Origin of the sequence: Dokdonia sp. (assembly GCF_039945015.1) — a bacterium.
Taxonomy (GTDB): Bacteria; Bacteroidota; Bacteroidia; order Flavobacteriales; family Flavobacteriaceae; genus Dokdonia.
Map to the genome: position 1 here is coordinate 300,381 of NZ_JBDUXP010000004.1, position 25,417 is coordinate 325,797.

At 34.0% G+C, this 25,417-nt stretch carries 32 protein-coding genes; 15 read left to right on the forward strand and 17 right to left on the reverse strand.

Annotation, left to right across the window (positions count from 1 at the left end; genetic code table 11):
• Positions 1 to 5: 5 nt before the first annotated feature.
• The 4 genes from ABJD27_RS03580 to ABJD27_RS03595 all read left to right on the forward strand — a co-directional run bounded on the left by ABJD27_RS03580 (position 6) and on the right by ABJD27_RS03595 (position 3,941).
• Positions 6 to 956, forward strand: a complete 951-nt coding sequence (locus ABJD27_RS03580; protein WP_348170954.1) for a hypothetical protein — start codon at positions 6 to 8, stop codon at positions 954 to 956.
• 48 nt (positions 957 to 1,004) lie between these two features.
• A complete protein-coding gene (gene coaE / locus ABJD27_RS03585) occupies positions 1,005 to 1,598 on the forward strand; it encodes a dephospho-CoA kinase (protein WP_348170951.1) in 594 nt (197 codons plus the stop codon).
• Between the two features lie 97 nt (positions 1,599 to 1,695).
• The gene (locus tag ABJD27_RS03590; RefSeq protein WP_348170948.1) at positions 1,696 to 3,231 is read left to right on the forward strand and encodes a HAMP domain-containing sensor histidine kinase; all 1,536 of its coding nucleotides are present in this window, start codon (positions 1,696 to 1,698) and stop codon (positions 3,229 to 3,231) included.
• Between the two features lie 2 nt (positions 3,232 to 3,233).
• Positions 3,234 to 3,941, forward strand: a complete 708-nt coding sequence (locus ABJD27_RS03595; RefSeq protein ID WP_348170945.1) for a response regulator transcription factor — start codon at positions 3,234 to 3,236, stop codon at positions 3,939 to 3,941.
• Between the two features lie 40 nt (positions 3,942 to 3,981).
• Here ABJD27_RS03595 and miaA read toward each other — a convergent pair whose 3' ends face one another.
• The 10 genes from miaA to ABJD27_RS03645 all read right to left on the reverse strand — a co-directional run bounded on the left by miaA (position 3,982) and on the right by ABJD27_RS03645 (position 12,919).
• Entirely contained in the window at positions 3,982 to 4,890 is a 909-nt protein-coding gene (gene miaA / locus ABJD27_RS03600; protein WP_348170942.1) for a tRNA (adenosine(37)-N6)-dimethylallyltransferase MiaA, read from the reverse strand.
• A complete protein-coding gene (locus ABJD27_RS03605; protein WP_348172021.1) occupies positions 4,883 to 5,695 on the reverse strand; it encodes an ion transporter in 813 nt (270 codons plus the stop codon). The genes miaA and ABJD27_RS03605 overlap by 8 nt, the downstream gene beginning before the upstream one ends.
• Before the next feature lie 71 nt (positions 5,696 to 5,766).
• Positions 5,767 to 7,146, reverse strand: a complete 1,380-nt coding sequence (locus tag ABJD27_RS03610; RefSeq protein WP_348170939.1) for an exonuclease domain-containing protein — start codon at positions 7,144 to 7,146, stop codon at positions 5,767 to 5,769.
• A gap of 146 nt (positions 7,147 to 7,292) precedes the next feature.
• On the reverse strand, positions 7,293 to 7,961 hold the full coding sequence (locus ABJD27_RS03615) for a YggS family pyridoxal phosphate-dependent enzyme (protein ID WP_348170936.1): 669 nt from the start codon (positions 7,959 to 7,961) through the stop codon (positions 7,293 to 7,295).
• A gap of 56 nt (positions 7,962 to 8,017) precedes the next feature.
• On the reverse strand, positions 8,018 to 9,256 hold the full coding sequence (locus tag ABJD27_RS03620) for a DUF1015 domain-containing protein (protein ID WP_348170933.1): 1,239 nt from the start codon (positions 9,254 to 9,256) through the stop codon (positions 8,018 to 8,020).
• A 17-nt stretch (positions 9,257 to 9,273) separates the two neighbouring features.
• Positions 9,274 to 9,744 carry a YcxB family protein gene (locus ABJD27_RS03625; protein WP_348170930.1) on the reverse strand — a complete coding sequence of 157 codons (471 nt, stop codon included), beginning with the start codon at positions 9,742 to 9,744 and terminating at the stop codon, positions 9,274 to 9,276.
• Positions 9,745 to 9,746: 2 nt separating this feature from the next.
• Positions 9,747 to 10,328 carry a GrpB family protein gene (locus ABJD27_RS03630; RefSeq protein WP_348170927.1) on the reverse strand — a complete coding sequence of 194 codons (582 nt, stop codon included), beginning with the start codon at positions 10,326 to 10,328 and terminating at the stop codon, positions 9,747 to 9,749.
• A gap of 20 nt (positions 10,329 to 10,348) precedes the next feature.
• Positions 10,349 to 11,236 (reverse strand): 3-hydroxybutyryl-CoA dehydrogenase, encoded by an 888-nt coding sequence (locus ABJD27_RS03635; protein ID WP_348170924.1) that lies wholly within the window; start codon positions 11,234 to 11,236, stop codon positions 10,349 to 10,351.
• Positions 11,237 to 11,286: 50 nt separating this feature from the next.
• Positions 11,287 to 11,949 (reverse strand): hypothetical protein, encoded by a 663-nt coding sequence (locus tag ABJD27_RS03640; protein ID WP_348170921.1) that lies wholly within the window; start codon positions 11,947 to 11,949, stop codon positions 11,287 to 11,289.
• 10 nt (positions 11,950 to 11,959) lie between these two features.
• Complete coding sequence (locus tag ABJD27_RS03645; RefSeq protein WP_348170918.1) at positions 11,960 to 12,919, reverse strand: Gfo/Idh/MocA family oxidoreductase; 960 nt, start codon at positions 12,917 to 12,919, stop codon at positions 11,960 to 11,962.
• 132 nt (positions 12,920 to 13,051) lie between these two features.
• Here ABJD27_RS03645 and ABJD27_RS03650 point away from each other — a divergent pair, with 132 nt between their 5' ends.
• From ABJD27_RS03650 to ABJD27_RS03665, 4 genes are all read left to right on the forward strand, one after another.
• Positions 13,052 to 13,693 (forward strand): protein-L-isoaspartate(D-aspartate) O-methyltransferase, encoded by a 642-nt coding sequence (locus ABJD27_RS03650; protein ID WP_348170915.1) that lies wholly within the window; start codon positions 13,052 to 13,054, stop codon positions 13,691 to 13,693.
• Positions 13,694 to 13,706: 13 nt separating this feature from the next.
• Entirely contained in the window at positions 13,707 to 14,324 is a 618-nt protein-coding gene (gene recR, locus ABJD27_RS03655; protein ID WP_348170912.1) for a recombination mediator RecR, read from the forward strand.
• A 4-nt stretch (positions 14,325 to 14,328) separates the two neighbouring features.
• Positions 14,329 to 15,435 (forward strand): glycosyltransferase family 2 protein, encoded by a 1,107-nt coding sequence (locus ABJD27_RS03660; protein ID WP_348170910.1) that lies wholly within the window; start codon positions 14,329 to 14,331, stop codon positions 15,433 to 15,435.
• 89 nt (positions 15,436 to 15,524) lie between these two features.
• Complete coding sequence (locus ABJD27_RS03665) at positions 15,525 to 16,829, forward strand: dihydrolipoamide acetyltransferase family protein (RefSeq protein WP_348170907.1); 1,305 nt, start codon at positions 15,525 to 15,527, stop codon at positions 16,827 to 16,829.
• 71 nt (positions 16,830 to 16,900) lie between these two features.
• Here the strand turns inward: ABJD27_RS03665 and ABJD27_RS03670 are convergent, their stop codons facing one another.
• The 7 genes from ABJD27_RS03670 to ABJD27_RS03700 all read right to left on the reverse strand — a co-directional run bounded on the left by ABJD27_RS03670 (position 16,901) and on the right by ABJD27_RS03700 (position 21,557).
• A complete protein-coding gene (locus ABJD27_RS03670; RefSeq protein WP_348170904.1) occupies positions 16,901 to 17,515 on the reverse strand; it encodes a hypothetical protein in 615 nt (204 codons plus the stop codon).
• Positions 17,516 to 17,675: 160 nt separating this feature from the next.
• Positions 17,676 to 18,194: a hypothetical protein gene (locus tag ABJD27_RS03675; RefSeq protein WP_348170901.1), complete on the reverse strand. Its 519-nt coding sequence runs from the start codon at positions 18,192 to 18,194 to the stop codon at positions 17,676 to 17,678.
• Between the two features lie 14 nt (positions 18,195 to 18,208).
• A complete protein-coding gene (locus ABJD27_RS03680; protein WP_348170900.1) occupies positions 18,209 to 18,592 on the reverse strand; it encodes a hypothetical protein in 384 nt (127 codons plus the stop codon).
• A 28-nt stretch (positions 18,593 to 18,620) separates the two neighbouring features.
• On the reverse strand, positions 18,621 to 19,229 hold the full coding sequence (locus tag ABJD27_RS03685) for a hypothetical protein (protein ID WP_348170897.1): 609 nt from the start codon (positions 19,227 to 19,229) through the stop codon (positions 18,621 to 18,623).
• Between the two features lie 5 nt (positions 19,230 to 19,234).
• Entirely contained in the window at positions 19,235 to 19,846 is a 612-nt protein-coding gene (locus ABJD27_RS03690; protein WP_348170894.1) for a hypothetical protein, read from the reverse strand.
• 69 nt (positions 19,847 to 19,915) lie between these two features.
• Positions 19,916 to 20,860 carry a M28 family peptidase gene (locus ABJD27_RS03695; RefSeq protein WP_348170891.1) on the reverse strand — a complete coding sequence of 315 codons (945 nt, stop codon included), beginning with the start codon at positions 20,858 to 20,860 and terminating at the stop codon, positions 19,916 to 19,918.
• 64 nt (positions 20,861 to 20,924) lie between these two features.
• Entirely contained in the window at positions 20,925 to 21,557 is a 633-nt protein-coding gene (locus ABJD27_RS03700) for a hypothetical protein (RefSeq protein ID WP_348170888.1), read from the reverse strand.
• Positions 21,558 to 21,682: 125 nt separating this feature from the next.
• Here ABJD27_RS03700 and ABJD27_RS03705 point away from each other — a divergent pair, with 125 nt between their 5' ends.
• The 7 genes from ABJD27_RS03705 to ABJD27_RS03735 all read left to right on the forward strand — a co-directional run bounded on the left by ABJD27_RS03705 (position 21,683) and on the right by ABJD27_RS03735 (position 25,392).
• The gene (locus ABJD27_RS03705) at positions 21,683 to 22,456 is read left to right on the forward strand and encodes a 3'-5' exonuclease (RefSeq protein ID WP_348170885.1); all 774 of its coding nucleotides are present in this window, start codon (positions 21,683 to 21,685) and stop codon (positions 22,454 to 22,456) included.
• A gap of 47 nt (positions 22,457 to 22,503) precedes the next feature.
• Positions 22,504 to 23,115: a fumarylacetoacetate hydrolase family protein gene (locus ABJD27_RS03710; protein ID WP_348170882.1), complete on the forward strand. Its 612-nt coding sequence runs from the start codon at positions 22,504 to 22,506 to the stop codon at positions 23,113 to 23,115.
• 2 nt (positions 23,116 to 23,117) lie between these two features.
• Positions 23,118 to 23,459 carry an Hpt domain-containing protein gene (locus tag ABJD27_RS03715; protein ID WP_348170879.1) on the forward strand — a complete coding sequence of 114 codons (342 nt, stop codon included), beginning with the start codon at positions 23,118 to 23,120 and terminating at the stop codon, positions 23,457 to 23,459.
• A gap of 5 nt (positions 23,460 to 23,464) precedes the next feature.
• The gene (locus ABJD27_RS03720) at positions 23,465 to 24,712 is read left to right on the forward strand and encodes a competence/damage-inducible protein A (protein ID WP_348170877.1); all 1,248 of its coding nucleotides are present in this window, start codon (positions 23,465 to 23,467) and stop codon (positions 24,710 to 24,712) included.
• Between the two features lie 76 nt (positions 24,713 to 24,788).
• Positions 24,789 to 25,028 carry a 50S ribosomal protein L28 gene (gene rpmB / locus ABJD27_RS03725; protein ID WP_348170874.1) on the forward strand — a complete coding sequence of 80 codons (240 nt, stop codon included), beginning with the start codon at positions 24,789 to 24,791 and terminating at the stop codon, positions 25,026 to 25,028.
• Positions 25,029 to 25,048: 20 nt separating this feature from the next.
• On the forward strand, positions 25,049 to 25,231 hold the full coding sequence (gene rpmG / locus ABJD27_RS03730) for a 50S ribosomal protein L33 (RefSeq protein WP_348170871.1): 183 nt from the start codon (positions 25,049 to 25,051) through the stop codon (positions 25,229 to 25,231).
• Positions 25,232 to 25,239: 8 nt separating this feature from the next.
• Positions 25,240 to 25,392 carry a DUF4295 domain-containing protein gene (locus ABJD27_RS03735; RefSeq protein WP_348170868.1) on the forward strand — a complete coding sequence of 51 codons (153 nt, stop codon included), beginning with the start codon at positions 25,240 to 25,242 and terminating at the stop codon, positions 25,390 to 25,392.
• The last annotated feature ends 25 nt before the right edge of the window (positions 25,393 to 25,417 follow it).

The following is a 25,417-nucleotide window of genomic DNA, read 5'->3' on the forward strand; positions in this document are numbered from 1 at the left end:
GAGGTATGTCAGTTTTTAAAGGAATTTCATTTAAAAGATCTAACGTAAGAGAATTTTTATTCTTCTTACTACTTACAGCAATATTTGCAGTTCTTAGTAAGCTTTCAAAAAACTATACTACGGTTTACACAATACCTATACAAGTAGAAAATGTTCCTATAGATAAAGTAGTAAGTACCATAATACCTAGTACACTTGAAATAACAACTAATCTTAATGGATTTGCGGTGCTTTCTAATCAGTTTTCGGATTTTAAATTACTAATTGATTTTGATCAACTGGAGAAAACAGCTTCAGAAGCATATCGATATATTCCAGATGGACATCCTCTTGAAATTGCAGAAGTCCTTTCTGGAGTTTCTGAAATCACAGCCATACGTCCTCAACAAGTAACGATTCAGGTGGATGCACTTGCTAGCAAAGAAGTGCCTGTATATCCTACTATAGAAGCGGCTTATGAAACTGGATACGGCCCTAAAGAGGAAGCAACACTTACACCAACACATGTAACTGTTGTAGGCCCCAAAACGTATATAGATACAATTACGTTTATACAAACAAAGAAACAAGACTTTACAGATGTTTCTGATACTATTCTAACGCAACTTCGTGTAGATTCCTTGGCATTACCTCAGGAGATTAAATTGTCTTCGTATACTTTTGAATATAAACAAGAGGTGACAAAATTTACAGAAGGTTCTTTTTCTATTCCTGTGAAAGTTGTCAATAAAAATGCGAATGATGTAAAAATTTTTCCTAAAACAGTAGAGGTATATTTTACAGTAAGTTTAGAAGCTTATGAATCTATTAAAGCTATTGATTTTGAAGTTATTTGCGATTTTAGTAAGCATACAAATCAAGATGATTTTATCATATTAGATCTTAAAAAATACCCTAATACTGTTAAGAGTGCGAGACTAGGAACTAAGCAAATTAAATATATAGTTGTAAATTAATCAAAAATTGTAAGATGACTTCATCTTAAAAATCTTTGAATTTAAACTATGATTGTAGGACTTACTGGTGGTATAGGTAGTGGTAAAACAACCGTTGCAAACTTTTTTGAAGATTTAGACGTTCCCATTTATATTTCAGATACAGAGGCAAAACGTCTCATGAATGTCTCTCCTGAAATACGTCGAGAGATTGTTCAATTACTTGGGCCAGATTCTTATACATCTGATGGGCTTAATAGAAAATATATCGCAGGTAAAGTATTTCAAGATAATACACTCCTCCAACAGTTAAATGCTATTGTACACCCTAGAGTTGCTATCAACTTTGCAAATTGGTATAAACAACAAGATAGTCCCTATGTTATAAAAGAAGCGGCTATTCTCTTTGAAAATGGTGGTTATCGTGATTGTGATTTTATGATTCTGGTCACAGCTCCGATGCAGGATAGGATTTCTAGACTTAAAAAAAGAGATCAAAGCTCTGAAGAAGAAATCAGGGATAGAATGGACGCGCAGTGGGATGACGCAAAGAAAACTGCATTATCTGATATAACTATAGAGAATAGTATACTTGAAGAAACTAAAAGAAAAGTCTTACGTATTCATAATCACTTGTTGCTTAGAATAACTAACAATTGGTAAAAGCTGTTAACATTTGGTTAAATGGAAAGCCGACTAAATGTTAAAATATTACTTTTGATTAGTGAATAAGAAACTGTTTTACCTTTTAATAATACTCATGAGCCTATCCTTGATAGGAATTATATTTGTTCAAGGGTATTGGATATTGGAAAGCGTTGAGGCAAAACGAGAACAATTCTCGTTTAATGCAAAAAGAGCAGTTGTTAATGTCGCAGAAAGAATACAAGACAGGGAATTTGAAGACTATTATTATTTTGTAGAACGAAATATAGATAGTATAGGAATCCCTGATGATCTTACCTTTGATGAACATTTCTTAATAGATGAGGATCCTAGTACAAATGAGGTTTTCTTATATCGTAGCGGGATTTTGCAGCAAGACTTTAAATTGTCTGCACCAGTATTAGATACTGGTATAGATGATAGTATAAAGTTTAAACGCTATTTTAACTTAAGCTCTAGACAAGTCCTCAGTAGAGGATCTATAGATGGTAATATAGCTAGTCAAGATAAAATACAAGAGGTTTCAAAAATAACAGACTTTAGAAGCCTTGCGTACGAGAACTTTATAAATGAAGTATTAGAAAAAAAACCAATTCATAAACGTGTTTCTGTAAAAGAAATAGAGCGTATAATGCTCTTAGAGCTGGTAGAAAAAGATCTAGAAACAGATTTTGAATTTGGAATCTTTGATAATGACCTTCTAACAAAAGTACGTTCAGAAAATTTTGAATTTGCAGGATCTTCTCAATTCTATCAAGCTCCGATTTTTGTAGATAATGAAGGGAAAAGTGATTATTATTTATATGCAGAATTTCCTGGAGAGAAAAAGATTGTGATTTCTTCTATTCTAGGTATGGTAGGACTGTCTATTATTTTCACACTAATTATAGTAGTCGCTTATTCAAGTGCTTTACATCAATTAAATAAACAACGTCAAATCTCACAGATTAAGACAGACTTTATAAATAATATGACGCATGAGTTTAAGACGCCTATTGCTACGATAAACTTAGCATTAGATGCAGTTAAAAACCCTAAGGTATCGGACAATAAAGAGAAAGTTGCCTATTACCATAAGATGATACGTGAAGAGAATAAACGTATGCACGCTCAAGTAGAAAATGTATTACGTATCTCTAAGCTTGAAAAGAATGAACTTGATATACGTAAAGAGCGTTACAAATTACACGATATTATAGAAGATGCTGTAGGACATGTAGAACTTATTGTGGAGGATCGTAATGGATATATAGAGATGCATCTTGATGCACCTAAATCATCTGTTTTGGCAAATGAATCACATTTTACAAATGTGATCGTTAATATGTTAGAGAATGCTGTGAAGTATTCTTCAGATGAACCTAAGGTAGATATCTTTACAGAAAATGTAAAAAACTATATCTACGTTAAAATTCAAGATCAAGGAGATGGGATGTCAAAAGTGGCACAACGTAAAGTGTTTGATAAATTTTATAGAGAACAGTCCGGAAATATTCATAATGTCAAAGGACATGGTTTAGGATTAGCCTATGCCAGACAAATAGTAGAAGACCATCAAGGAGAAATCTTTGTGGAAAGTGAAAAAGGAAAAGGAAGTACATTCATCATTAAATTACCACTAATATCATAATTATGGAAACTGAAAACAAAAAGATTTTACTCGTAGAAGATGATCCAAATTTTGGAACTGTCCTAAAGGATTATTTATCTATGAACGATTATGACGTCACTCATGCCAAGAATGGAATGGAGGGCTTTGAAAAATTTAAAAAAGACGATTTTGATCTTTGTATACTAGATGTCATGATGCCATATAAAGATGGTTTTACACTAGCAAAAGAGATCCGCGAGAAAAATGCAGATGTACCTATCATTTTCTTAACTGCAAAAGCGCTTAAAGAAGATGTACTTAAAGGGTATAAAGTAGGAGCAGACGATTATCTTAATAAACCATTTGATAGCGAAGTGCTATTAATGAAGATTAAAGCAATCATACAACGTAAGAGTGTAGATTCTGTTGCAGATAGTAAGCAATTTGAATTTATTATAGGGAATTTTCACCTTAATTCTAAATTACGTTTCTTAACCTATAGAGAAGAGGAGCCTATCAAGCTATCTCCAAAAGAAAACGAATTATTACGTATGCTGGCATTACATGAGAATGATTTGATGCCTCGCGAATTAGCACTTACAAAAATATGGAGAGATGACAATTACTTTACGTCTCGTAGTATGGATGTATATATAGCAAAACTCCGTAAGTATCTTAAAAAGGATGATACTGTAGAAATACTAAATATCCACGGAGAAGGATTTAGACTTGTTGTAAAAGCACTTTAAATACCTTAGATATTAGTGAAGAAAGAGAAAAACGTCCTACTTAGTGGGACGTTTTTTTTGCTATAAAAGATGCAATTTCTTCAAAAGATGTTTGATAATCAAACCAAGTAATGGTTTCATCTTTTCGATACCAAGTTCCTTGTCTCTTTGAAAATCGCCTCGTGTTTGTCTTGATGTTTTCGATGGCTTTTTCTAAAGATATTTTTCCTTCAAAATGCTCAAAAAGCTCACGATATCCAACGGTTTGTAAAGCGTTTAACCGCTTTCGCGAAAGCAAACCCTGAACCTCTTCAACCAGTCCATTTGCTATCATAATATCTACCCGTTTATTAATACGATCATAGATCACTTCTCTATCTGCCGAAAGTCCAATCTTAATCGTTTGGAAAGGACGTATGGGTTTGGGTTTATCTAGAAATGAAGAAAAAGGAGCATCTACCGAAAGTGATACTTCCAAAGCGCGAGATACACGCTGATGATTTTGTATATCTACTCGATTATAATACACAGGGTCTTTTTCTTTAAGGAGCGTTTGTAATGCTTCTATTCCTTGTTCTTTATATAAAGTAGTGAGTTGCTCTCTAATACCAGGTTGTATTTCTGGAAAATAATCTAATCCATTAATAACGGCATCTACATACATTCCTGAACCTCCTACCATGGTTACATAAGGATTTTTTTTATGAAGAATATCGAGCAGATGTAATGCTTCTCTTTCAAAATGTCCTACACTATAGGTGTCTTCTATAGAAATATGTTGAATACAATGATGTTTTGCAGCGGCGAGCTCATCCGAATCAGGAACAGCGGTGCCAATAGCCATTTCTTTATAAAACTGTCTAGAATCTGCAGAGATAATTTCTGTTTGAAAGTGCTGTGCTATTTTTATGGATAATGCTGTTTTACCTATAGCAGTAGGGCCTACAACAGCAATAAGGTATTTACTCATGATGTAGAGAATAACCGCAACTATTACAAAACTTAGCCCCATCGTCATGGTTATCATGATTGCAATTTGCACAAGACTGTGTGTTGGTATTTATATAATCATCTTGTGTAGGGTTTTGTAATGCACTTTTAGTATACTCTGCACTTACAATCCCTGTTGGAACAGCAATAATGCCATATCCCATAATCATAATAATAGAAGCGAGAAATTGACCCAAAGGTGTAATAGGAGCTATGTCTCCATAGCCTACAGTCGTTAATGTGACAATACACCAATAAATACTTACTGGGATATTCCTGAAACCGCTTTCCTCTCCTTCGACTAAGTACATTACTGTTCCGGAAATGATACAGATAATAAGTACTGTAAATAGAAAAACGCTGATTTTTGTTTTGCTATCTACAAGCGCTTTTGTAAGCTTATTAGATTCTCCTATGTAACGTGTAACTTTTAAAATTCTAAATACACGTAATAAACGAAGTGCTCTTACGGTAAGTAATGCATGTGAGCCCACAATAAAGAATGATAGGTACAATGGAATAGTCGACAGAAAATCTATAATTCCATAAAAACTAAAGATGTACTTACTTGGTTTATTAACAGTGATAATTCGAGCAAAATATTCTAATGTAAAAAAGATGGTAATGATCCATTCTCCAGCATAGAATATATCGTGGTATTTTTCATCTAGATTGTCTACACTCTCTAGCATAACCAGTATAATACTAGCAAGAATTAAGATTAGAAGAATGACGTCAAAAAATCGTCCTTGGGGCGTGTCTGCCTCATAGATGACTTCATGCATTTTACGCTTCCAGTTTTTTGTATGTAGGGTTTCCAATAGTTGGTGTTAGAGTGTATAAAAGTACTAAATAGTTAGGAACTGGGGATATCTGATAATGGAATGACTTTATATACTTTTTTACTACGTAAGTAACTTTGTATAATATGCTGCGCATCTCTGTTGTTATCCATCTTTGTAATAATAGATTTTAGAATGTCTATATTATTGAGTTGGAAGTTAAGATTGTAAAAGCCAATTCCTTGAAAAACACCATCTTCAATAAAAATGACAGAGCGTTCATCTACATCGCGACCTTTATCAATAATAAGCATACTTCTGTTATCGTAACTATATTTTTTAATAAAGCTTTTTGCGCGTTCATTATACACTTCGGGTGCTTCTTCATTAATACAGGCACCTTCACATTTCTTTATAGAATACCCAAAACAATTTCCTTTAGAACTGGTGAGTCCCGTTTTATTTTGGCATAGCATATACGTATCTGTAATGCGTTCTAAATGTGATTTTGCAGATGCTAACGAACTATACGTGGTAATTCCTTTCTTACGTCCATCTGCTTTTTCTGTCTTAAAGTTAATATATCCTTGTTCGTCTATATATTGTGTAAGTTGTATTTTATATTTGGTTCTACGTAAAGCTCGATTAAAAATAGGTTTATTACGTTTTATTTCTTCATTCTCTTTAAGTAATGCAACGAGTTCGCTACCCGTTTCTTCGTAGGTAACGGCTACAATATCTTCTTGTATTTTTTTGCTTTTACGATTATCACTTGTAAAGTGTTGTGTCAATCGCTTTTTGATATTCTTGCTCTTGCCTATATAGATAATTGTACCATTTACATTATGCATATAATATACCCCACATACAGACGGAACTTCAGCTATAATGTCCTTAAGCTTTTTGTCCATATTTTTTTTAGGAAAAGCTCTGACAGATGCTTGTATGATTTTTTTCTCAGTGTCTTTTGTAAGTAGCATCTTAAAAAGCTTAACGGTTGCTAGTGCATCTCCACTTGCTCTATGTCTATCGGTTACAGGGATGCCTAATGCTTTTGCTAGTTTACCTAAACTATAACTTGTATGACCAGGTAATAATTCTTGAGAAAGAGCAACGGTACATAAGGTCATTCTGTCAAAAGGATATCCTAATCTTTCAAATTCTAAACTAAGGATACGATAATCAAATTGTGCGTTATGAGCAACGATAATACAACCTTCTGTGATTTCTACAATGCGTTTTGCAACTTCGTAAAACTTTGGTGCATTACGTAGCATGTCATTATTTATCCCAGTAAGATTTACAACAAATGCTTGGATAGGACGCTCAGGATTGACAAGACTTATAAATTGATCTACGACTTGATGTCCATCAAAACGATAAATAGCGATTTCGGTAATACCTTCTTCGTTGTATTTACCACCCGTAGTTTCTATGTCTATAATCGCGTACATTCTTAATTCTCACAAGAATGAGAATCTTGCTCTTCGTTTTTAGTGTTATTAAATTAGATCGTTAAAGATCTAAAATTTCAATTTTAATGAGAGTAAAAGATACTATTATTATTAGATAAACCAATCATATAATCATGTTAATGATATTATGGTGTCTGATTATAGTTTCTAGCTCCAAAAATAGCACTCCCAACTCTGATCATTGTACTTCCATTTTCTATAGCGAGTTTATAATCACCACTCATTCCCATGGAGAGAATGGATAGGTTTTTGCTTTCGCGAAAGCGTATAAATAAACCTTCTAATAATTTAAACTCGGCTTCTATTTGAGTAAGGTCATTTGTAAAAGATGCCATTCCCATGAGACCTACTACATTTACATTTGGAAATTCTAGTAATTGATCTCCTTCCAAGAGTGTTTTTGCGTCCAATAAAGGCATTCCATACTTAGTATCTTCACGAGCAATTTTTACTTGTAACAGTACATCTACAATTCGATTAGTAAGTATGGCTTGTTTGTTTATTTCTTTAAAAAGTTTTAATCTATCGGCACTGTGAATAAGGTTTACATATGAGATCATTTGTTTTACCTTGTTGGTTTGTACATGTCCAATCATGTGCCATTGAATGTCTTTAGGGAGTTGTTCCCATTTTTCGGACATCTCTTGTATTTTATTTTCGCCAAAAATACGTTGCCCTCCATCATAGGCTTCTTGTATAGCTATCACTGGTTTTGTCTTAGATACAGCAACGAGTGTAACAGTAGGAGGGATGTCTTTGCGAAGATGTGTAATGTTTTCTTCTATACTACTCATATATTTTGGGGTCTGGTAAGAGTTTTAATGATATTCTTATGTAGGTGTATTTGGTTTTAAAATTCGTAAATGGTAATACCACTCCTTAATTTTGGTTCAATATACGTACTTTTTGGAGGCATCGTATATCCATCATCTGCGATTTGTTTTAACTCATCCATAGTTAATGGAAGCATTCCAAACCCTACTTTATATTCTTCTTTATCGATAACACTCTTTGTATATACCATATCTTTTTTTCCTCCAGCATATGTGATGCGAGAATCATTACGTAGGTCTGATATACCTAGTATAGGTTCTAAAACCGTTCTGTATAAAATCTGTGGATCAAGTGCTTCTAATGTATTTTCAAAATTATAATTGCTTTTGCGTAGATAGAGCGAATAAAATTCACCGTCCAGATACATGGAAAAGTGATGCTTTTTGCTTGGCTTATAGGCGGTAAGTCCTCTATTTTCTATTCTGAAATTTGTATCTAATGCAATTAGAAATTCTTCTTTAGAAAGCCCATTAAGATCCTTTATAAGTCTATTAAATTCATGAATACGTATATCCGATTCTGGAAGTAAGTAACTCATAAAATAATTATAAGGAGCGTCTTCATGATAGTTTTCATCATTTTGTTGATGATCTTTTGCAAGAAGGTAAGAGGAAGAGGAGCGATGGTGTCCATCTGCAATATAGAGTTGTGGCATTTGTTCAAAGGCTTTTTGAATGATTGCAACACTCTTGGAATCACTTAATGGCCATAAATAATGAGTATCTCTATAGGTGGTGGTAAACTCATACTCAGCACGTGCTTTTGTTGTTTTGGCTATGATAGACGCTATGGTGTCATTATCTGGATAGGTGAGTAACACTGCTTCTGCATTAAAGCCAACAATGTCTAAGTATTCTTTAAATAACTCTTCTCGATCTGCAATAGTGTCTTCATGTTTTTTTATGATGTTGTTTTCGTAATCAAAAACACTTGCTGCAGCAATAAGACCAGAGAAGACCTCACCATTACGATCTATAATTTTATAAATGTAAAAAGAGGCTTCTTCTTCTTTCATGAAGATTTTATCTTCTTTAAACTCTTGGTATCTGTTACGTACTAATGTAAAACCCTTTTTTCCTTTGATTTCTTTATGATATTTATAACCAGGATTTATAATATGTAAAAATGAATATGGATTTCTATCCATTCTGAATTTACGTCCTTTTTTAGAGTACGATTCATGAGATCTTGCTGCAACAAGACCTACTTTATCCCTAGTTGGGCGTACTGCGCGAAATGGAATGATTTTAGGCATTTGTTTTACGTATATAATTAAGAAGTAATATTCAGAGTTTTTTCAAAATGCTCTCGATCCTCATCTGTTTTGAAGGCGGCTTTTGGGATATAACTAAAATTGTTTTGCGATACATATAGAAGATATTCCTTTTCTGTTTGACCTACTTTAACAAAACTTGAAGTATTTATTTTTGATTCATTGCCGTTTATGTCTTTAAAATATAAAAAAGAATCTTCAACGGTTAATTGACTTTCAATAAAATAATTAGCATTTTCTTTTGAATATACCCATCTATAAAACCTAAATATAATTAATGGGAAATAAAGTAATCCAAAAAGAACAAAAACACCTGCGACACTATCACTAGAAGCTTTAGGGATATATAAAGCAAGAACTCCAATGATTAGCACTATCAAATACCATTTTCTTCTTGCATATAGTTGTAACAACAAGCTAAAATATCTAGCTTTCTCTAAGCGAAAAGGATGCGTAGTTATCTTTTGCATCGTTATATTTTCTTAGTATGTATCATCTCTAATGTGTCATTTACAAAATCGGTCTTGGATAAAACATAACCACCTCTATCATTTTTAAACTTTGATGCAGATGTTATTTTTAAATCTTCATACGCTTTGGCTCTATCTATGTTTGTATTTAGATAATCTCTAAAATCGACTTGTTGCCACATGTAATTATCTTTTGGACACATATGGATATGATAGATTTGTTCCTTTTCTCCATCGAGATTATATCCTTTTCCAAAAGACATATAAGCATCTATACCTTCTCGTTCAGGAACCATAAAATAGACATATCCTAATGCATCAAAACTTTGTATAATGCTATCATCAAAAAGTAATTCTTTAGAAATTTCAATGATAATATCAATATATGGTTTTGCTTTAATCGAAGGAATTGAGGTACTCCCAAAGTGTTCTATTTGTAAAATCACATTGGTACCTAACTGATCTATAATACGTTTTTCTTCTTGTTTATAGATCGTCTTCCATTCAGGATTATGATCGACAAGAGCTATGGGGAAGAGTGTGTTCCAATCTTCTTTTGTTAAGTCGTATATGCTCTTTTTCATGATCCTTTATAGATTGTTGATTAAGCAAACATTTTTGCTATAGTCTCGGCTTTACGACTTTCTGAATAATCATAAAATCCTTCTCCAGACTTAACACCTAATTTTCCTGCACGTACCATATTTACCAATAATGGGCAAGGTGCATATTTTGGGTTTTTAAATCCATCATGCATTACTTCTAGAATAGAAAGGCATACATCAAGACCTATGAAATCTGCAAGTTGTAAAGGTCCCATAGGGTGGGCCATTCCAAGTTTCATAACAGTATCTATTTCATATACGCCAGCAACACCATTGTATAGTGTTTCTATTGCTTCATTAATCATAGGCATCAAAATACGATTTGCTACAAAACCAGGATAATCATTAACCTCTACAGGCACCTTGCCTAGGTTTTTAGACATGTCCATGATAGTTTCTGTAACAGCATCACTTGTATTGTAACCACGTATAATCTCTACCAACTTCATAATAGGTACTGGATTCATAAAGTGCATTCCTATGACTTGTTCAGGGCGTTTTGTAACGGCTGCAATTTGAGTAATAGAGATAGATGATGTATTTGTAGCTAGAATCGTGTCTTCACCTGTGGCAGCATCTAAATCTCTAAATATTTTAAGTTTAAGATCTACATTTTCTGTAGCTGCTTCTACAACAAGACCAGCATACTCAACACCTTCACTCATATTTGTAAATGTGGTGATGTTACTTAATGTTTCTTGTTTTTGTGCTTCTGTAATACGTTCTTTTGTAAGTAAACGATCTAAGTTTTTTGTGATCGTTGCCATACCTCTGTCAAGAGAGTCTTGAGAAATGTCTATTAATTGAACTTTGTATCCACTTTGTGCGAATGTGTGTGCGATTCCATTACCCATGGTTCCAGCACCGATGACTGCTACGTTTTTCATATGTTTTATGCTATTTCCGTGTAGTTGGAAATCTTATTTACTATTAATCATTATTCTTTTATAAGAAGTTTACTCCCGTGCCAAGGACAATAGTCCCAATTCCCATTAAGATGTTCTCCATCTTTTGGACATATTTTCTTTTCAACCATAGATTGTAATGGAATACGGTACTTGAAGTCTGCATCATTAACTTTTACATATAATTCACCTTTATTAAATGGTGATATGGCTATAGTTCCATTTTCTAGGGTATTTTTAAATACATAAAAATTCATTTGTTCCCCTAGTTGTCCTATCATACCAGCAAGTGAAGGTTTTAATATATTTAATAACCTTTTTATCTCGGCAGGTATTTCATCTTCTGGAATAGGACTGAGTATTGCTTCATTATTTATAATCGTTACTGTTGCTGGTAATGGTTTAAAACCGCCAAGTGTAGTTACATCTGAGTTGACAACAGAAAATAGAGAATATCCATCTAATTGGGTTTCAATATCTACAATAATACTTTCTCCTATATCGGGTGTGTCAGATAATGCAATTCTCCAGTACTCACTTGGAATCCACCAAACTTGCTTGATATTCTTTTCTACCTTGGTTGTCAATATTAAATCTTTTGCAAGATCAATAACTTCTACTTTTTCTGCTTTTTGTTGCGCAAATACAGGTAGTGCTATTAATACTATAAATAGGGTTGTTAAATACGTACGCATGTATGTCGTTTTAAAAGTCTGCAATGACCATTTTTGCAACTCGTAATGCTTCTGTCCCAGCTTCAAGGGACACAATAGGAGTGGTATTATTTTTTATTGCTTTCGCGAAAGCGTCTAACTCATCAAGAATCGCATTATTAGAAGGTACTTCTGGATTGTCAAAATAGATTTGTTTTTTAATGCCTTCTGCGTTTTGAAGAATCATAGCAAAATCGTCAGGATTCTCTGGAGCATCTTTCATTTTTACGACCTCTACTTTCTTTTCTAAAAAGTCTACAGAGATATACGCATCTTTCTGGAAGAAACGCGCTTTACGCATATTCTTAAGAGAAATACGACTTGCCGTAAGATTTGCAACACATCCATTTTCAAACTCAATCCGAGCATTTGCAATATCTGGTGTATCACTGATTACAGAGACACCACTAGCAGATACGTTTCTTACAGGACTTTTTACGACACTTAAGATGGCATCTATATCATGAATCATAAGGTCAAGCACTACAGGCACATCTGTTCCGCGAGGGTTGAACTCGGCAAGTCTATGTGCTTCTATAAACATAGGACTTTGTATCGAGTCACTTACCGACATAAAAGCTGGGTTAAAACGCTCTACGTGTCCTACTTGACCAAGTACATTATGTTCCTTTGCAAGAGCAAGAAGTTCTTCTGCCTCTTGAGTAGTACTTGTAATAGGTTTTTCTATGAAAAGATGCTTTCCGGCAGTAATTACCATTTTTGCACATTCATAATGAAATGTTGTAGGAGTCACTACATCTACCATGTCACAGGCATTAATAAGCTCCTCCATGGTATCAAAAGGTGTATATCCAAATTCATCGGAAATAGCTTTACGTACTTCTGGCGAAGCATCATAAAAACCAATAAGCTCGTAATTTTCAGATTGTTGTATGAGTCGTAAATGTATTTTTCCTAAGTGTCCAGCACCTAGCACTCCAGCTTTAAGCATAGGGTTGTGTTTTATACAAAAATAGTGTTATTTAAGGGATTTTTTTTAAGATTTTTATATAGAAAATTGATCTTTAATTAAACTCCTATACTTTTCTTTGAAAGCTCAATTAAAGCTGTATTTTTATACCGAATGAAGGATACAACACGCCATCAAGGAAAGCGCAGACAACTGGTCGATATAATCGTAAAAAAAGGGATTACAAATCCTCAGGTACTTCAAGCAATAGGGAAGATACCTAGACATTTTTTTATGGATAGTAGTTTTGAAGATCATGCCTATCAAGACAAAGCATTTCCCATTGGAGCAGACCAAACAATATCGCAACCTTATACCGTTGCTTTTCAAAGTGAATTACTTAAAATAAAAAAAGGAGATCAAGTTCTAGAAATAGGAACAGGAAGTGGGTATCAAACTGCGGTTCTTTGTGAACTTGGAGCCAAAGTATATTCTATAGAAAGACAACAAGAGTTATTTAAAAAGACAAAACTCTTTTTATCTAAATTGGGATATAGACCTAAGTTCTTGAGTTTTGGTGATGGTTATAAAGGATTGCCAGAGTATGCGCCTTTTGATAGTATTATTGTAACAGCAGGCGCTCCTTTTGTTCCTAAACCTTTGTTGAGCCAGCTTAAAATAGGAGGGAGGCTCGTTATACCTGTAGGTGATGATCCACAAGTAATGACACTTTTTGTTCGTGTAGAAGCGACTAAGTTTGAGAAGAAAGAATTTGGTGAGTTTCGATTTGTACCTTTACTAGAAGATAAAAATTAAGAGTACTTCATATATGGAATTCTCCTCAAAATTATTAGAAAATGCAGTTTATGAGATGTCTCAATTACCAGGCATAGGAAAACGTACGGCATTACGACTCGTACTACATTTATTGAGGCAACCAGAAACACAAACACATCATCTTGCAGAAGCATTGCTTACTATGCGGGATACCATTAAGTTTTGTAAGAAATGTCATAATATTTCTGATGTAGCACTCTGTGAGATATGTGCAAATCCAAAAAGAGACGAATCCTTAGTATGTGTGGTAGAAGATATACGAGATGTGATGGCAATAGAAAATACGAGTCAATATAAAGGTTTATATCATGTTTTAGGAGGGAAAATTAGTCCGCTGGATGGAATAGGGCCACAAGAACTCAATATTTATACCTTAATAGAAAAAGTAAAACAAGGTGTTGTTAAAGAAGTCATTTTTGCATTGAGCTCTACAATGGAAGGTGATACGACCAATTTTTATATTTATCGCCAACTTGAAGAATATAAAATACAAACCTCAACAATTGCACGAGGAATCGCCGTAGGTGATGAGTTAGAATATGCAGATGAGGTTACTTTAGGAAGAAGTATCTTACATCGCATTCCTTTTGAATCTTCATTAAAGAATTAAATACTTGAAACAACTTTCAGTCATCATAGTAAACTATAATGTGCGTCACTTTTTGGAGCTCTGCTTACGAAGTGTACAAGCAGCTATTGGGACTATAGATGCAGAAATTATTGTAGTAGATAATGACTCCCCTGATGATAGTTGTGCTATGATGCAAAGGCTGTTTCCAGAAGTGATTTTAATTGCAAATAAGAAAAATGTAGGATTTTCTACTGCAAATAATCAAGGTGTAGAAAAAGCACAAGGAACTTACGTTTGTATTCTTAATCCCGATACTGTTGTAGGAGAAGATACCTTTAAAAAGCTATTAGTTTTTGCTTCTCAAACGTCTCAAATGGGAGCTGTAGGAACACGTCTTGTAGACGGTACAGGGCGATTTTTACCAGAGAGTAAACGTAACCTACCTACACCAAAAATAGCATTTCAAAAAATATTTGGCAGTGGCACTTCTTATTATGTAGATGATCTTAGCCAAGATGCAATTGGGAAAGTAACCATACTCGTAGGTGCTTTTATGTTTCTTAAACGATCGGTATATATAGAAGTAAAAGGGTTTGATGAACAGTATTTTATGTATGGAGAAGATATAGATTTGTCATACACCATTGTAAAAACTGGGTATCAAAATTATTATTTTGGAGAAACCACGACATTACATTATAAAGGAGAGAGCACCTCAAAAGATGCTACTTATAGAAAACGATTTTATGATGCTATGCGTATTTTTTACCATAAGCATTTTAATAACAATACGGTAGAAGCACTTGTGGTACGTATAGGATTGTGGTTTGCTACGCTTTCGCGAAAGCGTACTCCTACATTACCTATAGAGCAACCCAAACACTATGTAATGATTACAGATGATGAGAGACTTATAAAATTGGTTTCTAAGTCTATAGATGCTCCAGTTAAAAAAGTTATCGATATACATGAAGAGATAGAAGGAACAGAAGTATTTCTGGATGCGGGATCAATATCTTATGCGAGATGTATTGCATTGATTTCAGAATCTGAGAAGAAGGGAGTAACTTTTAAAATTATCCCTAAAAATACTACCTTTGCGATTGGAAGTAATAGTCGAGAAGGAAGAGGTGAAGTACTCCATTTTTAGAACGATTAAATTATTGATTTCATAATTTAAGTCTGTATAAAATAGTATTTTTGCATAAATAATAATAAAAACATCTTTTAAATACGAAAATGGCAAAATTTGAACTTAAACTACCAAAGATGGGAGAGAGTGTTGCAGAAGCGACATTGACCTCTTGGCTTAAAGAAGTAGGTGATACTATAGAGGCAGATGAGGCTGTATTAGAAATTGCTACCGATAAGGTTGATAGTGAAGTACCTAGTGAGGTAGATGGAGTTCTTGTTGAAAAACTTTTTGATATAGATGATGTTGTTCAAGTAGGACAAACAATAGCTATTATAGAAACTGATGGAGATGAAGCCTCGGCACCAGCTCCAGCCGCAAAAATAGAAACAGCTAGTCCAGCAGTAGCCGCTGTAGAGAAAACGGTAACTGCTGCAAAAGATACTATTGCTCCAGTTATAAGTTCTGAGGATCGTTTTTACTCTCCTCTTGTAAAGAACATGGCAAAAGAAGAAGGGATTGCACAAGCAGAGCTTGATACCATTCCTGGAACTGGAAAAGAAGGTCGTGTTACAAAAAATGATATGCTTACCTATATCGCAACACGAGGTACTGCTACAAAAGCACCAGCTGCTGCACCACAAAAAACAACTCCAACCGCAAAAGCTCCAAAAGTAACCGCTGCTCCTGTAAGTGTAAATGGAGAAGATGAGGTTATTGAAATGACTCGTATGGGAAAACTAATTTCTCATCATATGGTTGCTTCGGTACAAACAAGTGCTCACGTACAATCTTTTATAGAAGCCGATGTAACAAACATTTGGAATTGGCGTAAGAAAGTAAAAGGAACGTTTGAGCAAAGAGAAGGAGAAAAACTTACATTTACTCCTATCTTTATGGAAGCCGTTGCAAAAGCAATACGTGATTTCCCAATGATCAATATTGCTGTAGATGGAGATCGTATTATCAAACGTAAAAATATAAATCTAGGAATGGCTGCAGCGCTTCCTGACGGGAACCTTATCGTACCTGTAATAAAAAATGCAGATCAATTAAACCTTGTCGGAATGACAAAGGCGGTTAATGATCTTGCGGGACGTTCTCGCGGAGGAAAATTAAAACCAGATGATACACAAGGAGGAACCTATACGGTAACAAACGTAGGTACTTTTGGAAGTATTATGGGAACACCTATTATAAATCAGCCTCAAGTAGCAATACTTGCCTTAGGAGCTATACGTAAAGTACCAGCTGTGATTGAAACACCAGATGGAGACTTTATAGGAATACGTATGAAAATGTTCTTATCACATTCATATGACCATCGTGTAGTAAACGGAGCTTTAGGCGGACAGTTTGTAAAACGCGTTGCAGATTATCTCGAAGCTTGGGATATAAATAGAGAAATCTAATAGAAACTATATAGTATAAGAAAAGCCCAATTCACATCGAATTGGGCTTTTTATCTTTAGCGTTTTTTGAATTACTCTATCGTTGCAAGTGTCTCCATTAATTTTTCATAGGTTTCTATATCTACAAAAATCTTTCCACCTAAATTTACAATAGGAGTGGTGAGTTTTCCAAGTGGCGTAGCAGAGTTCTCCAATGTTTTCTCTAGGTAATCACGCATCTTAGGTTGTTCACTTAATTGCTGCGTTTTAAACAAATAAATACTACTTTTTAGACTAGAAATAAGGCTATCACAACTTGTACATCGTTCTGTTAAGTAAATAAGAATAGGACGTTTTGCTTCAATTTTAACAAGCTCAAATGGTCTTTTAAGAGCACGGCGTGATAAACTATCATTTACTACGATCTCACATTCATACTTAGGCGTTTTTCCTCTTTCTATAACGAGGCTTTTGATATTTACTTTTGAAGTAGCAGGAATCCGAGTAAGTCTAGGTTTTGATTTACTTTGTCTAAAACCAGTTCCTGTAACGGTGACCATGACATCTAAGTCTTTTTCATTTTCATTTACGGCATATAATAATAACCGATTTGCTTTTTTCTCATCTATAATTTTAATGGGACGGTCTTGTGCTTTTGCAATGCATACTACAAATAGTAAGAGGATAAGTGGTAGTTTTTTGATCATGATGTATAGGATTTAGTAATGTAAGGTACTAATAATTATAATAGGTAGGCCTTTAATAAGCACTTGTATATATAGCGGTTGAGCTTATTTAGTAGTATAACTAAGATGTATAATTGTTATTGTGTGGGTTACGCTTTCGCGAAAGCGTAAAATGAAACATCTAAAAAGTAATTTCAGAAGTCGGAAGTAAAAGATCTTCAAAGTTTTTTACCCAAATTCCATCAACTCGTTTTTCTCCATATTCATTAAAAAAGCCTTCAGGTGTTCTTTGAAATACAAGTTGATAATCATCCCCTATAGTACAAATAAGTTTCCCATCTATAATAGTTCCAGTAAAAGGACGTGCTCCTTTTTTTCTAAATGCATAGTAATAATATTGTTCTTCTTCTGCATTGTAATAAATAATAGTATGTAAACTCAATACAGACTTACCACCTCTTTGTGATCTATGTTTTAAAACAATCAGTTCTCCATCAAGGTCATATCTCACCTTTGATAAAACATCATATGGTTTGTTTTCTTCTTTTGGTAATGAAGAGCCTGTTCCTTTCCAGTCACCAATCATAAAAGATAATTTTGCCATTTCTTGTTGCTCTACGCTTTGGGCAAAAGTGATCTGTGTTGTGAAGAAAATGGTTAAAAGAATTAAGACGGTATTATTTTGTTTTACAATATTCATAATGTGTTTTTTTTTTAGCACCATTCTATTATTTTCTTTTTAAAATTAATAGGGATAGGACCTCCTGTGCATCCTCCAATTTCTTCAATATCTTTATCAGATGGTTTTTCTGCAATGATCCAGACACCAGATGTATGTTTTATGAGAATGCCTTTTGTAATGAAGGTTTCTCCAGTTAGGTTTGTTTTTTTATTTTTTAAAACAGTAATGGTAGTTCCTTTAATAATCACATCTACAGAAGTGTTGGGCATACGACCATCCCATTCTGAAAAATACAACTCAAATGTCATTTTTCCTTGAGGTATTTCGGATTGTATTATAGTTTCTTGGGAAATAGAGTCTAGACTTCTTATCTCATTAGGATAAAAAAGGAGTAATATGATATAGATAAGGTGCATAATGTATGTGTGATTTATTAAAAGAGTTCTATGTCCAGAACCTTTTAAATTTAGACCAAATACTTGTTGTATGTTGTTCTTCTGGAATTTTATGATCAAATGTGTTTGAGGTCTCATGCAGATTTAGAGTTTCTTTTTCTTCTGCGATATATCCATCTTGTTCACTTAGTTTTACTAATTGATTACCTCTTTTAAAAATCATTTGAAAACCGTGTTCTTGTTCCCACTCACATTCACATGCTACATTAATATAGATACCATCATCTTTTCCGTGGCCTCTAGTTACATAGATATCGTGTGGGTAGATAAATTTCCAAATATCGTTTTCATGTTCTATATCCCACAATGGTTGATCTGCTTCATCAAATTCGACAGCTCTTAAAAAGTCCATACAGTTTTTGTAAGCCAATGCAGAAATATCAAATCTATCTTCTCTTTCTTTTGAAAGAAAGGTTTTGATAGCTTGATCTGCCTCTTCTATAAAAGTTGGATCATTATCTGGGACAACATCCATGTAGGTAATGGTTGTTTTTTTATCTTCAAAAAACGAAATAGCTACTGGGTCACTTTCCCACCAATCATCAAAGCCTTTTGCTTGTTTTAATGTTCCAAGGATGTTACTTTCTATTGTTTTCAAATTGCTTATATCTGTTTAATTGTTTGTTTTGTTTTGTAAAGAACCCAAAGTATATAAATAGGAGATATAAACTGAAGGAAAAAGAATAGTCCCAAGATAGATGCATAAGAAAAGAGGTCTAGATTTATATTGAGTCCTACTACATCCAGCATAGTACTTATAACAAACAAGGTGTATGGAATAAAGTTAATGTATAGAATTAATAACATAGCAGTTCTCCAATTTCTTTTTAATACAAAATCATTTGCAGTATCAGAAAGCATACTCATTGCTTTGCAAAATTCGATTTCGCCATATATAACAAATAATGTTAAAAGGAGATTAAAGAAATTGAACTCAGGTGGAAAAGGAGAAATTATAAAATCTATAAAACTTAGATATATATAAATACTAGCAGCGTATAATGCTATTTTTAGATGCTTGTAATAGGCTTGATTTAGGATATTTGCCTTGAGTAAATACCGTACTCCTATAAATACAAAGCAGGCACCTATAACGTCATTAAGCATATCAATTTTTAATCCATAGCCATTTGTACTAGACTCAAAATTTATGTCAAAAATAATGAGTAAAGTACCCCAGAATATATAGTTTAAATTTCTTGAAAGTGCATTCATAAAGATAATGTAGTCAGGAAGATACTAATTGTTTTTTGAAAAAGATACGACTATTGCTAGAGGCGAGGTTTAATCAGTCACCAATTCCTTAATTACTTGATACATAAGTTCTGTGGAGGATGATAAATACTCAAAATCTATAGTGTCATAAGTATCAGAATTTTGATGATAATGAGGTGTGGTATCTCCGTTTTTATATTCTTCTGTGAGCCCAATGGCTTTATATCCCGCACTTCTAAAACTAGAGTGATCTGTAGAGGCTACATCTGTCTTAAATACAGAGAGGTTCATCTTATTGGCATGTTTCTTATATATAGAGTTAAGATAGGGAGTAGGTAATTCAAGTTCAATGGCTTTGTCATTGTCTTTGTCCCATCCCATTTGATCTACCGTATGAACAGAATGAATTGTGTATTTTTCTTTTTTAATAAATCGAGCAAAGGCTTTACTTCCAACTAGTCCAAATTCTTCTTGGTCAAAAAAGGCAACGATCACATTTTTATTTCTAGTCTTTAAAGAAGAAATTTGTTTTGATATCCCATATACCAAAGCACAACCTGTAGCATTATCATTTGCACCTGGAGAGTATGGTACAGCATCATAGTGCGCACCTATTAAGATATATTCATCACTAGGAATCGTAGACGGAATGGTGGTGTATACATTTGTGCCTTCAAAATCTTTTGTAGAGCCATCATCATAAGTGATTGTAATCTCGTAAGCATGATCTTGTGGAGATAATTTAATCTCCCTTAACTGCTCGTTTATATAGCTTCTTACAAAGCTTTTTTCTTCTTCTTCAAACCTCCCTTTTATGGTTTGACCTTGCGATATTTCTGTAGCTCCAGAGAATGCAGCAACCATGTGCATTTGTTCTTTTTGTAATTCGTTTGCAGGCGTTGTATGGCTGAGTATCGCTATCGTTTCTTTAGAAGATGTGTTTTTACAACCTATACTTATACTTAGTAGTGCTATGCAAATGGTAAAACGTGATATGATGATCTTTATGTTCATTCTTGGTAAGTATAAAAGGTTTGTTACCGCTTTCGCGAAAGCGGACTACGTAAAATAACAATGCTTATTCTATTTGTCCCCAGTCAAAATTTTGTATAAAATGCTTCATCGATAGCGCATCAAAGTACATTTTCTTTTTGTGCATTAGTACCGGTAGTTTAACAAGTTCTCCTCCTGAAATAGAATCCTTAAGGTGTGACCACATCATATCAAAAACTGCATCATTCTTTTTAATATCAAGCTTTCTGTATTTAATGCGATTAGTATTTAGATAGTTTATAAGGTAGTCGCATTTCTCACAATCTTTTTCTATAAAAACAGTGAGTTGATCAGGATTCACTGGTCGTAGATGAACTCGTTCCTTTTGTCCTTCTCCTTTGCGTCTACGTATCGTTTGTAATTGCTCTTCAAAGGTAAAGATCTTTGTATAGCTTGGGGTTGCACCTTTTAACGGAATTAAGACGATCATAGATACTTTGCTATGTGGTGGGACCTTTTTTATGATAGGACGATCTGCACTACGTCTGAAACCCTCTCCTTGTACCAATAAGAATGCTTCATGCGCAACATCTGTATTGTTCTGAGCATACAATGTCCAACGTTTAGGTTGCTTATCCTCTATGAGTTCTACCGCTGGAGTTTGAGCAAGTATTGCTACTGTATTAAAAAGAGAAAAAAAAGCAATAATGTATTTCATGGTTTGCAAGTAAAGTCATTTAGGATAAATTAAGGTACAAGATACATATTCTTATATTTTTATGATAAATAAAAAAGGAGGATAGTCTATCAAAATTGTATTTTTGTTATCTAATAATGAATCCTATGAAGCTTAATATAAGTAGACCTATTTGTTTTTTTGATTTAGAGACTACTGGAATCAATGTTGCTAAAGATCGTATTGTAGAGATCTCTATTTTAAAAGTATTTCCTGACGGTAGAGAAGAGGAATATACACAGCGTATTAACCCTACAGTTCCTATTCCTGCAGAAACTACGGCAATACACGGAATAAGTGATGCCGATATTGTAGATGCGCCTACCTTTGCAGAAAAGGCAACCGAAATACATACGATTGTTAAAGATTCAGATTTAGCTGGATTTAATTCTAATCGCTTTGATATCCCATTACTTGCAGAAGAATTATTACGATGTGATATCGATTTTGATATGAAAAATCGTAATGCTATTGACGTGCAGAATATCTTTCATAAAATGGAACAACGTACGCTAGTAGCTGCATATAAATTTTATTGTGATCAAGATCTTACAAATGCACATAGTGCAGCTGCCGATACGAAAGCAACGTATGAGGTTCTAAAATCACAACTAGATCGCTATGAAGATTTAGAAAATAATATGAAATCATTAGCCGATTTTAGCACACGAAAAAAAATAGCAGATTTTGCAGGTTTTATTGGGTATAATGATAATGGAGTCGAGATATTTGCTTTTGGAAAACACAAAGGAAAATTAGTCGAAACAGTATTAGATCAAGAACCTGGATATTATGGATGGATTCAAAATGCAGATTTCCCTTTATATACCAAAAAAGTCCTTACAGCAATTAAATTAAGAGGCTTTAATAATAAATTTTAAACAAAAACCTCTTATCTCTAGCAATAACCCTTGAAGAATCACTCCCTATGAAGTTAATCTGTATCGGTAGAAATTATACCAAACATATTGAAGAACTAGCCAACGAAAGACCAGAACATCCTGTTGTGTTTTTAAAACCAGATTCTTCTATTCTTCTTAAGAAACACCCTTTTGTAATTCCAGAATTTTCAAAAGATGTACATCATGAAGTTGAGATTCTTGTGAAAATTAAAAAAATAGGGAAGTATGTAGATAAAAAATTTGCACATACTTATTATGATGAAATTGGCTTAGGTATTGACTTTACAGCACGTGACCTACAATCTGATCTTAAAGCAAAAGGTTTACCTTGGGAAAAAGCAAAAGCCTTTGATGGCTCAGCAGTTGTTGGGAATTGGTTACCTAAAAATACTTTTGAAAACGTAGACAACATTCCGTTTACCTTAGAAAAAAATGGCAAAGTGGTACAAGATGGAAATACAACCCACATGCTATGGAAAATAGACGAATTAGTAAGTTATGTGTCTCAATACTTTACTCTTAAGATTGGAGATATTATATTTACAGGCACACCAGCGGGAGTTGGATCTGTTGCGGTAAATGATAAATTAAAAGGATTTATAGGAGATACAGAGTTGTTTTCTATCAATATAAAATAGGTATGGCAAAAAATTATAACCTAGTAAAGGTAAGAGAGATTGCTGGAGGTGACGATAGCTTTGTTACAGTAATAGTAGAAACTTTTTTGCAAGAGATTCCACCAGATATGGAAGCGATGCAAACAGCGATAGAGAATGATAATCATAAGATGGCATATCAATTTGCTCATAAAATGAAGCCTAACTTAGATATGTTTGGAATTGATTTATTAAAACAAATTGTGGCTATGGAGAAGTGGTCAGATTCTAATAAACCCACTTCAGCTATAGAGCAACAACTTGATGAAATCATCACCACACTCACCATTGTGATTGGAGAATTAAAAGAAGATTTTAATTTCTAAGCACTATGAAAGCCCATATTATTACGATAGGCGATGAGATTCTCATTGGTCAGATTGTAGACACAAACTCTGCATATATATCAAAAGCGCTTAATGAAATAGGAATATCTGTATATCAAATAAGTTCTGTGCAAGATGAGCGAGATCATATTTTGGAAAGTTTTGCTTTCGCGAAAGCAAACTCAGATATCATTATCATTACAGGAGGATTAGGACCTACCAAAGACGATATTACAAAGCATACTTTTTGCGAGTTTTTTAATGACGAATTGGTACTTAGTCAAGAAGTACTTGATCATGTGACTCATATTTTTAAAGCCTATGTCAAGAGACCATTATTAGAAGCTAATAAAACACAAGCGTTAGTACCTTCTAAAGCGACTATTCTAACCAATCGTTTTGGGACAGCACCTGGCATGTGGATGGAACAAGACGGGAAAGTCTTTATCTCTATGCCAGGTGTACCCCATGAGATGAAAGGCCTTATGGAAGGTTCGGTATTACCTAAACTACAAGAGCAATTTGAACTTCCATACATTCTACATAAAACGTTACTCACATATGGAATGGGAGAAAGTGCGCTAGCACAACGGATAGAAACCTTTGAAGATGAATTACCAGCAACGATTAAACTAGCTTATTTGCCATCTTTAGGACGCGTACGCTTGCGTTTATCTACGACAGGAACTCATAAAGAAGAAGTAGACGCTACCATGCAAATACAGTTAGAAAAACTAAAACCTCTTATTGAGGATGTTTTTGTAGGATTTGAAGAGAAAGGACCTCTTGAAGTTATTATAGGAAACGAACTCGTGGCTCGTTCTAAAACCCTTGCTATAGCAGAGAGTTGTACCGGTGGTAGCATTGTGCAACGATTTACTGCAAATCCAGGCGCTTCGGGATATTTGGCAGGGAGTACAGTTACCTATGCTACACGATCCAAAACCGAAGTTTTAGGAGTTGATGAAGCACTTATAGAAACGCACTCTGTTGTTAGTGCTCAAGTAGCCGAAGCCATGGCAAAACAAGTAAGAGATTTATACGATACAGATTACGCAATTGCGACTACTGGAAATGCGGGACCTACAAAAGGAGATTCGGAAGCACCAGTAGGAACAGTTTATATTGGAATTGCTACAAGAGAAGGGGTAAAAGCCTATCATTTTATGATGGGAACTCATAGAGAAAGAGTGATTGGAAAGGCTGTAAATAAAGCATTAGAGCTATTACATGAAGAAATTTTAAAAAACTAGCATTTTGTTTTGGTGTAACTGTGGATTTTATGTAAATTTGCACCCTGTTTTGAAATAACAAGAAAAGATTATTAAGATGTCAAGAGTTTGTGAGCTTACAGGAAAAAAAGCAATGGTTGGAAACAATGTTTCTCACGCCATGAATAAGACGAAGCGTAGATTTAACGCTAACCTTGTGAAAAAACGTTTTTACATTCCTGAAGAAGATAAGTGGATTACACTAAAAGTGTCTACCTCTGCTTTAAAAAATATCAACAAGAAAGGAATTTCTGCAGTGCTTAAAGAAGCTCGTGCAAAAGGATTCTTAACAAAATAATCCCATAAAGAGTAACAGAAATGGCAAAGAAAGGGAACAGAGTACAAGTGATCTTAGAGTGCACAGAGCACAAAGCAACTGGTGAGCCAGGGACTTCAAGATACATTACAACAAAGAATAAAAAGAATACGCCAGACCGTATGGAGTTAAAGAAATTTAACGCAGTACTTAAGCGTATGACCGTTCATAAAGAAATTAAATAAGTTAAGACATGGCAAAGAAATCAGTAGCATCGTTACAGACAGGATCAAAGCGTTTGACAAAAGCGATCAAAATGGTAAAATCTCCAAAATCGGGAGCTTACACTTTTGTTGAGTCTGTTATGGCACCAGATAAAGTAAACGAATTCTTAGCTAAGAAATAAGTTTTACTTACAACGTATAAAAAAC

What these genes read in the sequence shown, in the direction of transcription:
- ABJD27_RS03720 (WP_348170877.1), top strand. Translation starts at nt 23,465, where the DNA reads ATGAAAGCCCATATTATTACGATAGGCGATGAGATTCTCATTGGTCAG.
- ABJD27_RS03590 (WP_348170948.1), top strand. Translation starts at nt 1,696, where the DNA reads ATGAGCCTATCCTTGATAGGAATTATATTTGTTCAAGGGTATTGGATA.
- recR (WP_348170912.1), top strand. Translation starts at nt 13,707, where the DNA reads ATGGAATTCTCCTCAAAATTATTAGAAAATGCAGTTTATGAGATGTCT.
- ABJD27_RS03580 (WP_348170954.1), top strand. Translation starts at nt 6, where the DNA reads ATGTCAGTTTTTAAAGGAATTTCATTTAAAAGATCTAACGTAAGAGAA.
- ABJD27_RS03625 (WP_348170930.1), bottom strand. Translation starts at nt 9,744, where the DNA reads ATGCAAAAGATAACTACGCATCCTTTTCGCTTAGAGAAAGCTAGATAT.
- ABJD27_RS03610 (WP_348170939.1), bottom strand. Translation starts at nt 7,146, where the DNA reads ATGTACGCGATTATAGACATAGAAACTACGGGTGGTAAATACAACGAA.
- ABJD27_RS03675 (WP_348170901.1), bottom strand. Translation starts at nt 18,194, where the DNA reads ATGAATATTGTAAAACAAAATAATACCGTCTTAATTCTTTTAACCATT.
- rpmG (WP_348170871.1), top strand. Translation starts at nt 25,049, where the DNA reads ATGGCAAAGAAAGGGAACAGAGTACAAGTGATCTTAGAGTGCACAGAG.
- ABJD27_RS03645 (WP_348170918.1), bottom strand. Translation starts at nt 12,919, where the DNA reads ATGCTTAAAGCTGGAGTGCTAGGTGCTGGACACTTAGGAAAAATACAT.
- ABJD27_RS03700 (WP_348170888.1), bottom strand. Translation starts at nt 21,557, where the DNA reads ATGAAATACATTATTGCTTTTTTTTCTCTTTTTAATACAGTAGCAATA.
- ABJD27_RS03690 (WP_348170894.1), bottom strand. Translation starts at nt 19,846, where the DNA reads ATGAATGCACTTTCAAGAAATTTAAACTATATATTCTGGGGTACTTTA.
- ABJD27_RS03640 (WP_348170921.1), bottom strand. Translation starts at nt 11,949, where the DNA reads ATGCGTACGTATTTAACAACCCTATTTATAGTATTAATAGCACTACCT.
- ABJD27_RS03680 (WP_348170900.1), bottom strand. Translation starts at nt 18,592, where the DNA reads ATGCACCTTATCTATATCATATTACTCCTTTTTTATCCTAATGAGATA.
- ABJD27_RS03670 (WP_348170904.1), bottom strand. Translation starts at nt 17,515, where the DNA reads ATGATCAAAAAACTACCACTTATCCTCTTACTATTTGTAGTATGCATT.
- ABJD27_RS03735 (WP_348170868.1), top strand. Translation starts at nt 25,240, where the DNA reads ATGGCAAAGAAATCAGTAGCATCGTTACAGACAGGATCAAAGCGTTTG.
- ABJD27_RS03705 (WP_348170885.1), top strand. Translation starts at nt 21,683, where the DNA reads ATGAAGCTTAATATAAGTAGACCTATTTGTTTTTTTGATTTAGAGACT.
- rpmB (WP_348170874.1), top strand. Translation starts at nt 24,789, where the DNA reads ATGTCAAGAGTTTGTGAGCTTACAGGAAAAAAAGCAATGGTTGGAAAC.
- ABJD27_RS03710 (WP_348170882.1), top strand. Translation starts at nt 22,504, where the DNA reads ATGAAGTTAATCTGTATCGGTAGAAATTATACCAAACATATTGAAGAA.
- ABJD27_RS03715 (WP_348170879.1), top strand. Translation starts at nt 23,118, where the DNA reads ATGGCAAAAAATTATAACCTAGTAAAGGTAAGAGAGATTGCTGGAGGT.
- ABJD27_RS03650 (WP_348170915.1), top strand. Translation starts at nt 13,052, where the DNA reads ATGAAGGATACAACACGCCATCAAGGAAAGCGCAGACAACTGGTCGAT.
- ABJD27_RS03620 (WP_348170933.1), bottom strand. Translation starts at nt 9,256, where the DNA reads ATGCCTAAAATCATTCCATTTCGCGCAGTACGCCCAACTAGGGATAAA.
- ABJD27_RS03630 (WP_348170927.1), bottom strand. Translation starts at nt 10,328, where the DNA reads ATGAAAAAGAGCATATACGACTTAACAAAAGAAGATTGGAACACACTC.
- ABJD27_RS03615 (WP_348170936.1), bottom strand. Translation starts at nt 7,961, where the DNA reads ATGAGTAGTATAGAAGAAAACATTACACATCTTCGCAAAGACATCCCT.
- miaA (WP_348170942.1), bottom strand. Translation starts at nt 4,890, where the DNA reads ATGAGTAAATACCTTATTGCTGTTGTAGGCCCTACTGCTATAGGTAAA.
- ABJD27_RS03605 (WP_348172021.1), bottom strand. Translation starts at nt 5,695, where the DNA reads ATGCATGAAGTCATCTATGAGGCAGACACGCCCCAAGGACGATTTTTT.
- ABJD27_RS03695 (WP_348170891.1), bottom strand. Translation starts at nt 20,860, where the DNA reads ATGAACATAAAGATCATCATATCACGTTTTACCATTTGCATAGCACTA.
- ABJD27_RS03595 (WP_348170945.1), top strand. Translation starts at nt 3,234, where the DNA reads ATGGAAACTGAAAACAAAAAGATTTTACTCGTAGAAGATGATCCAAAT.
- ABJD27_RS03665 (WP_348170907.1), top strand. Translation starts at nt 15,525, where the DNA reads ATGGCAAAATTTGAACTTAAACTACCAAAGATGGGAGAGAGTGTTGCA.
- coaE (WP_348170951.1), top strand. Translation starts at nt 1,005, where the DNA reads ATGATTGTAGGACTTACTGGTGGTATAGGTAGTGGTAAAACAACCGTT.
- ABJD27_RS03635 (WP_348170924.1), bottom strand. Translation starts at nt 11,236, where the DNA reads ATGAAAAACGTAGCAGTCATCGGTGCTGGAACCATGGGTAATGGAATC.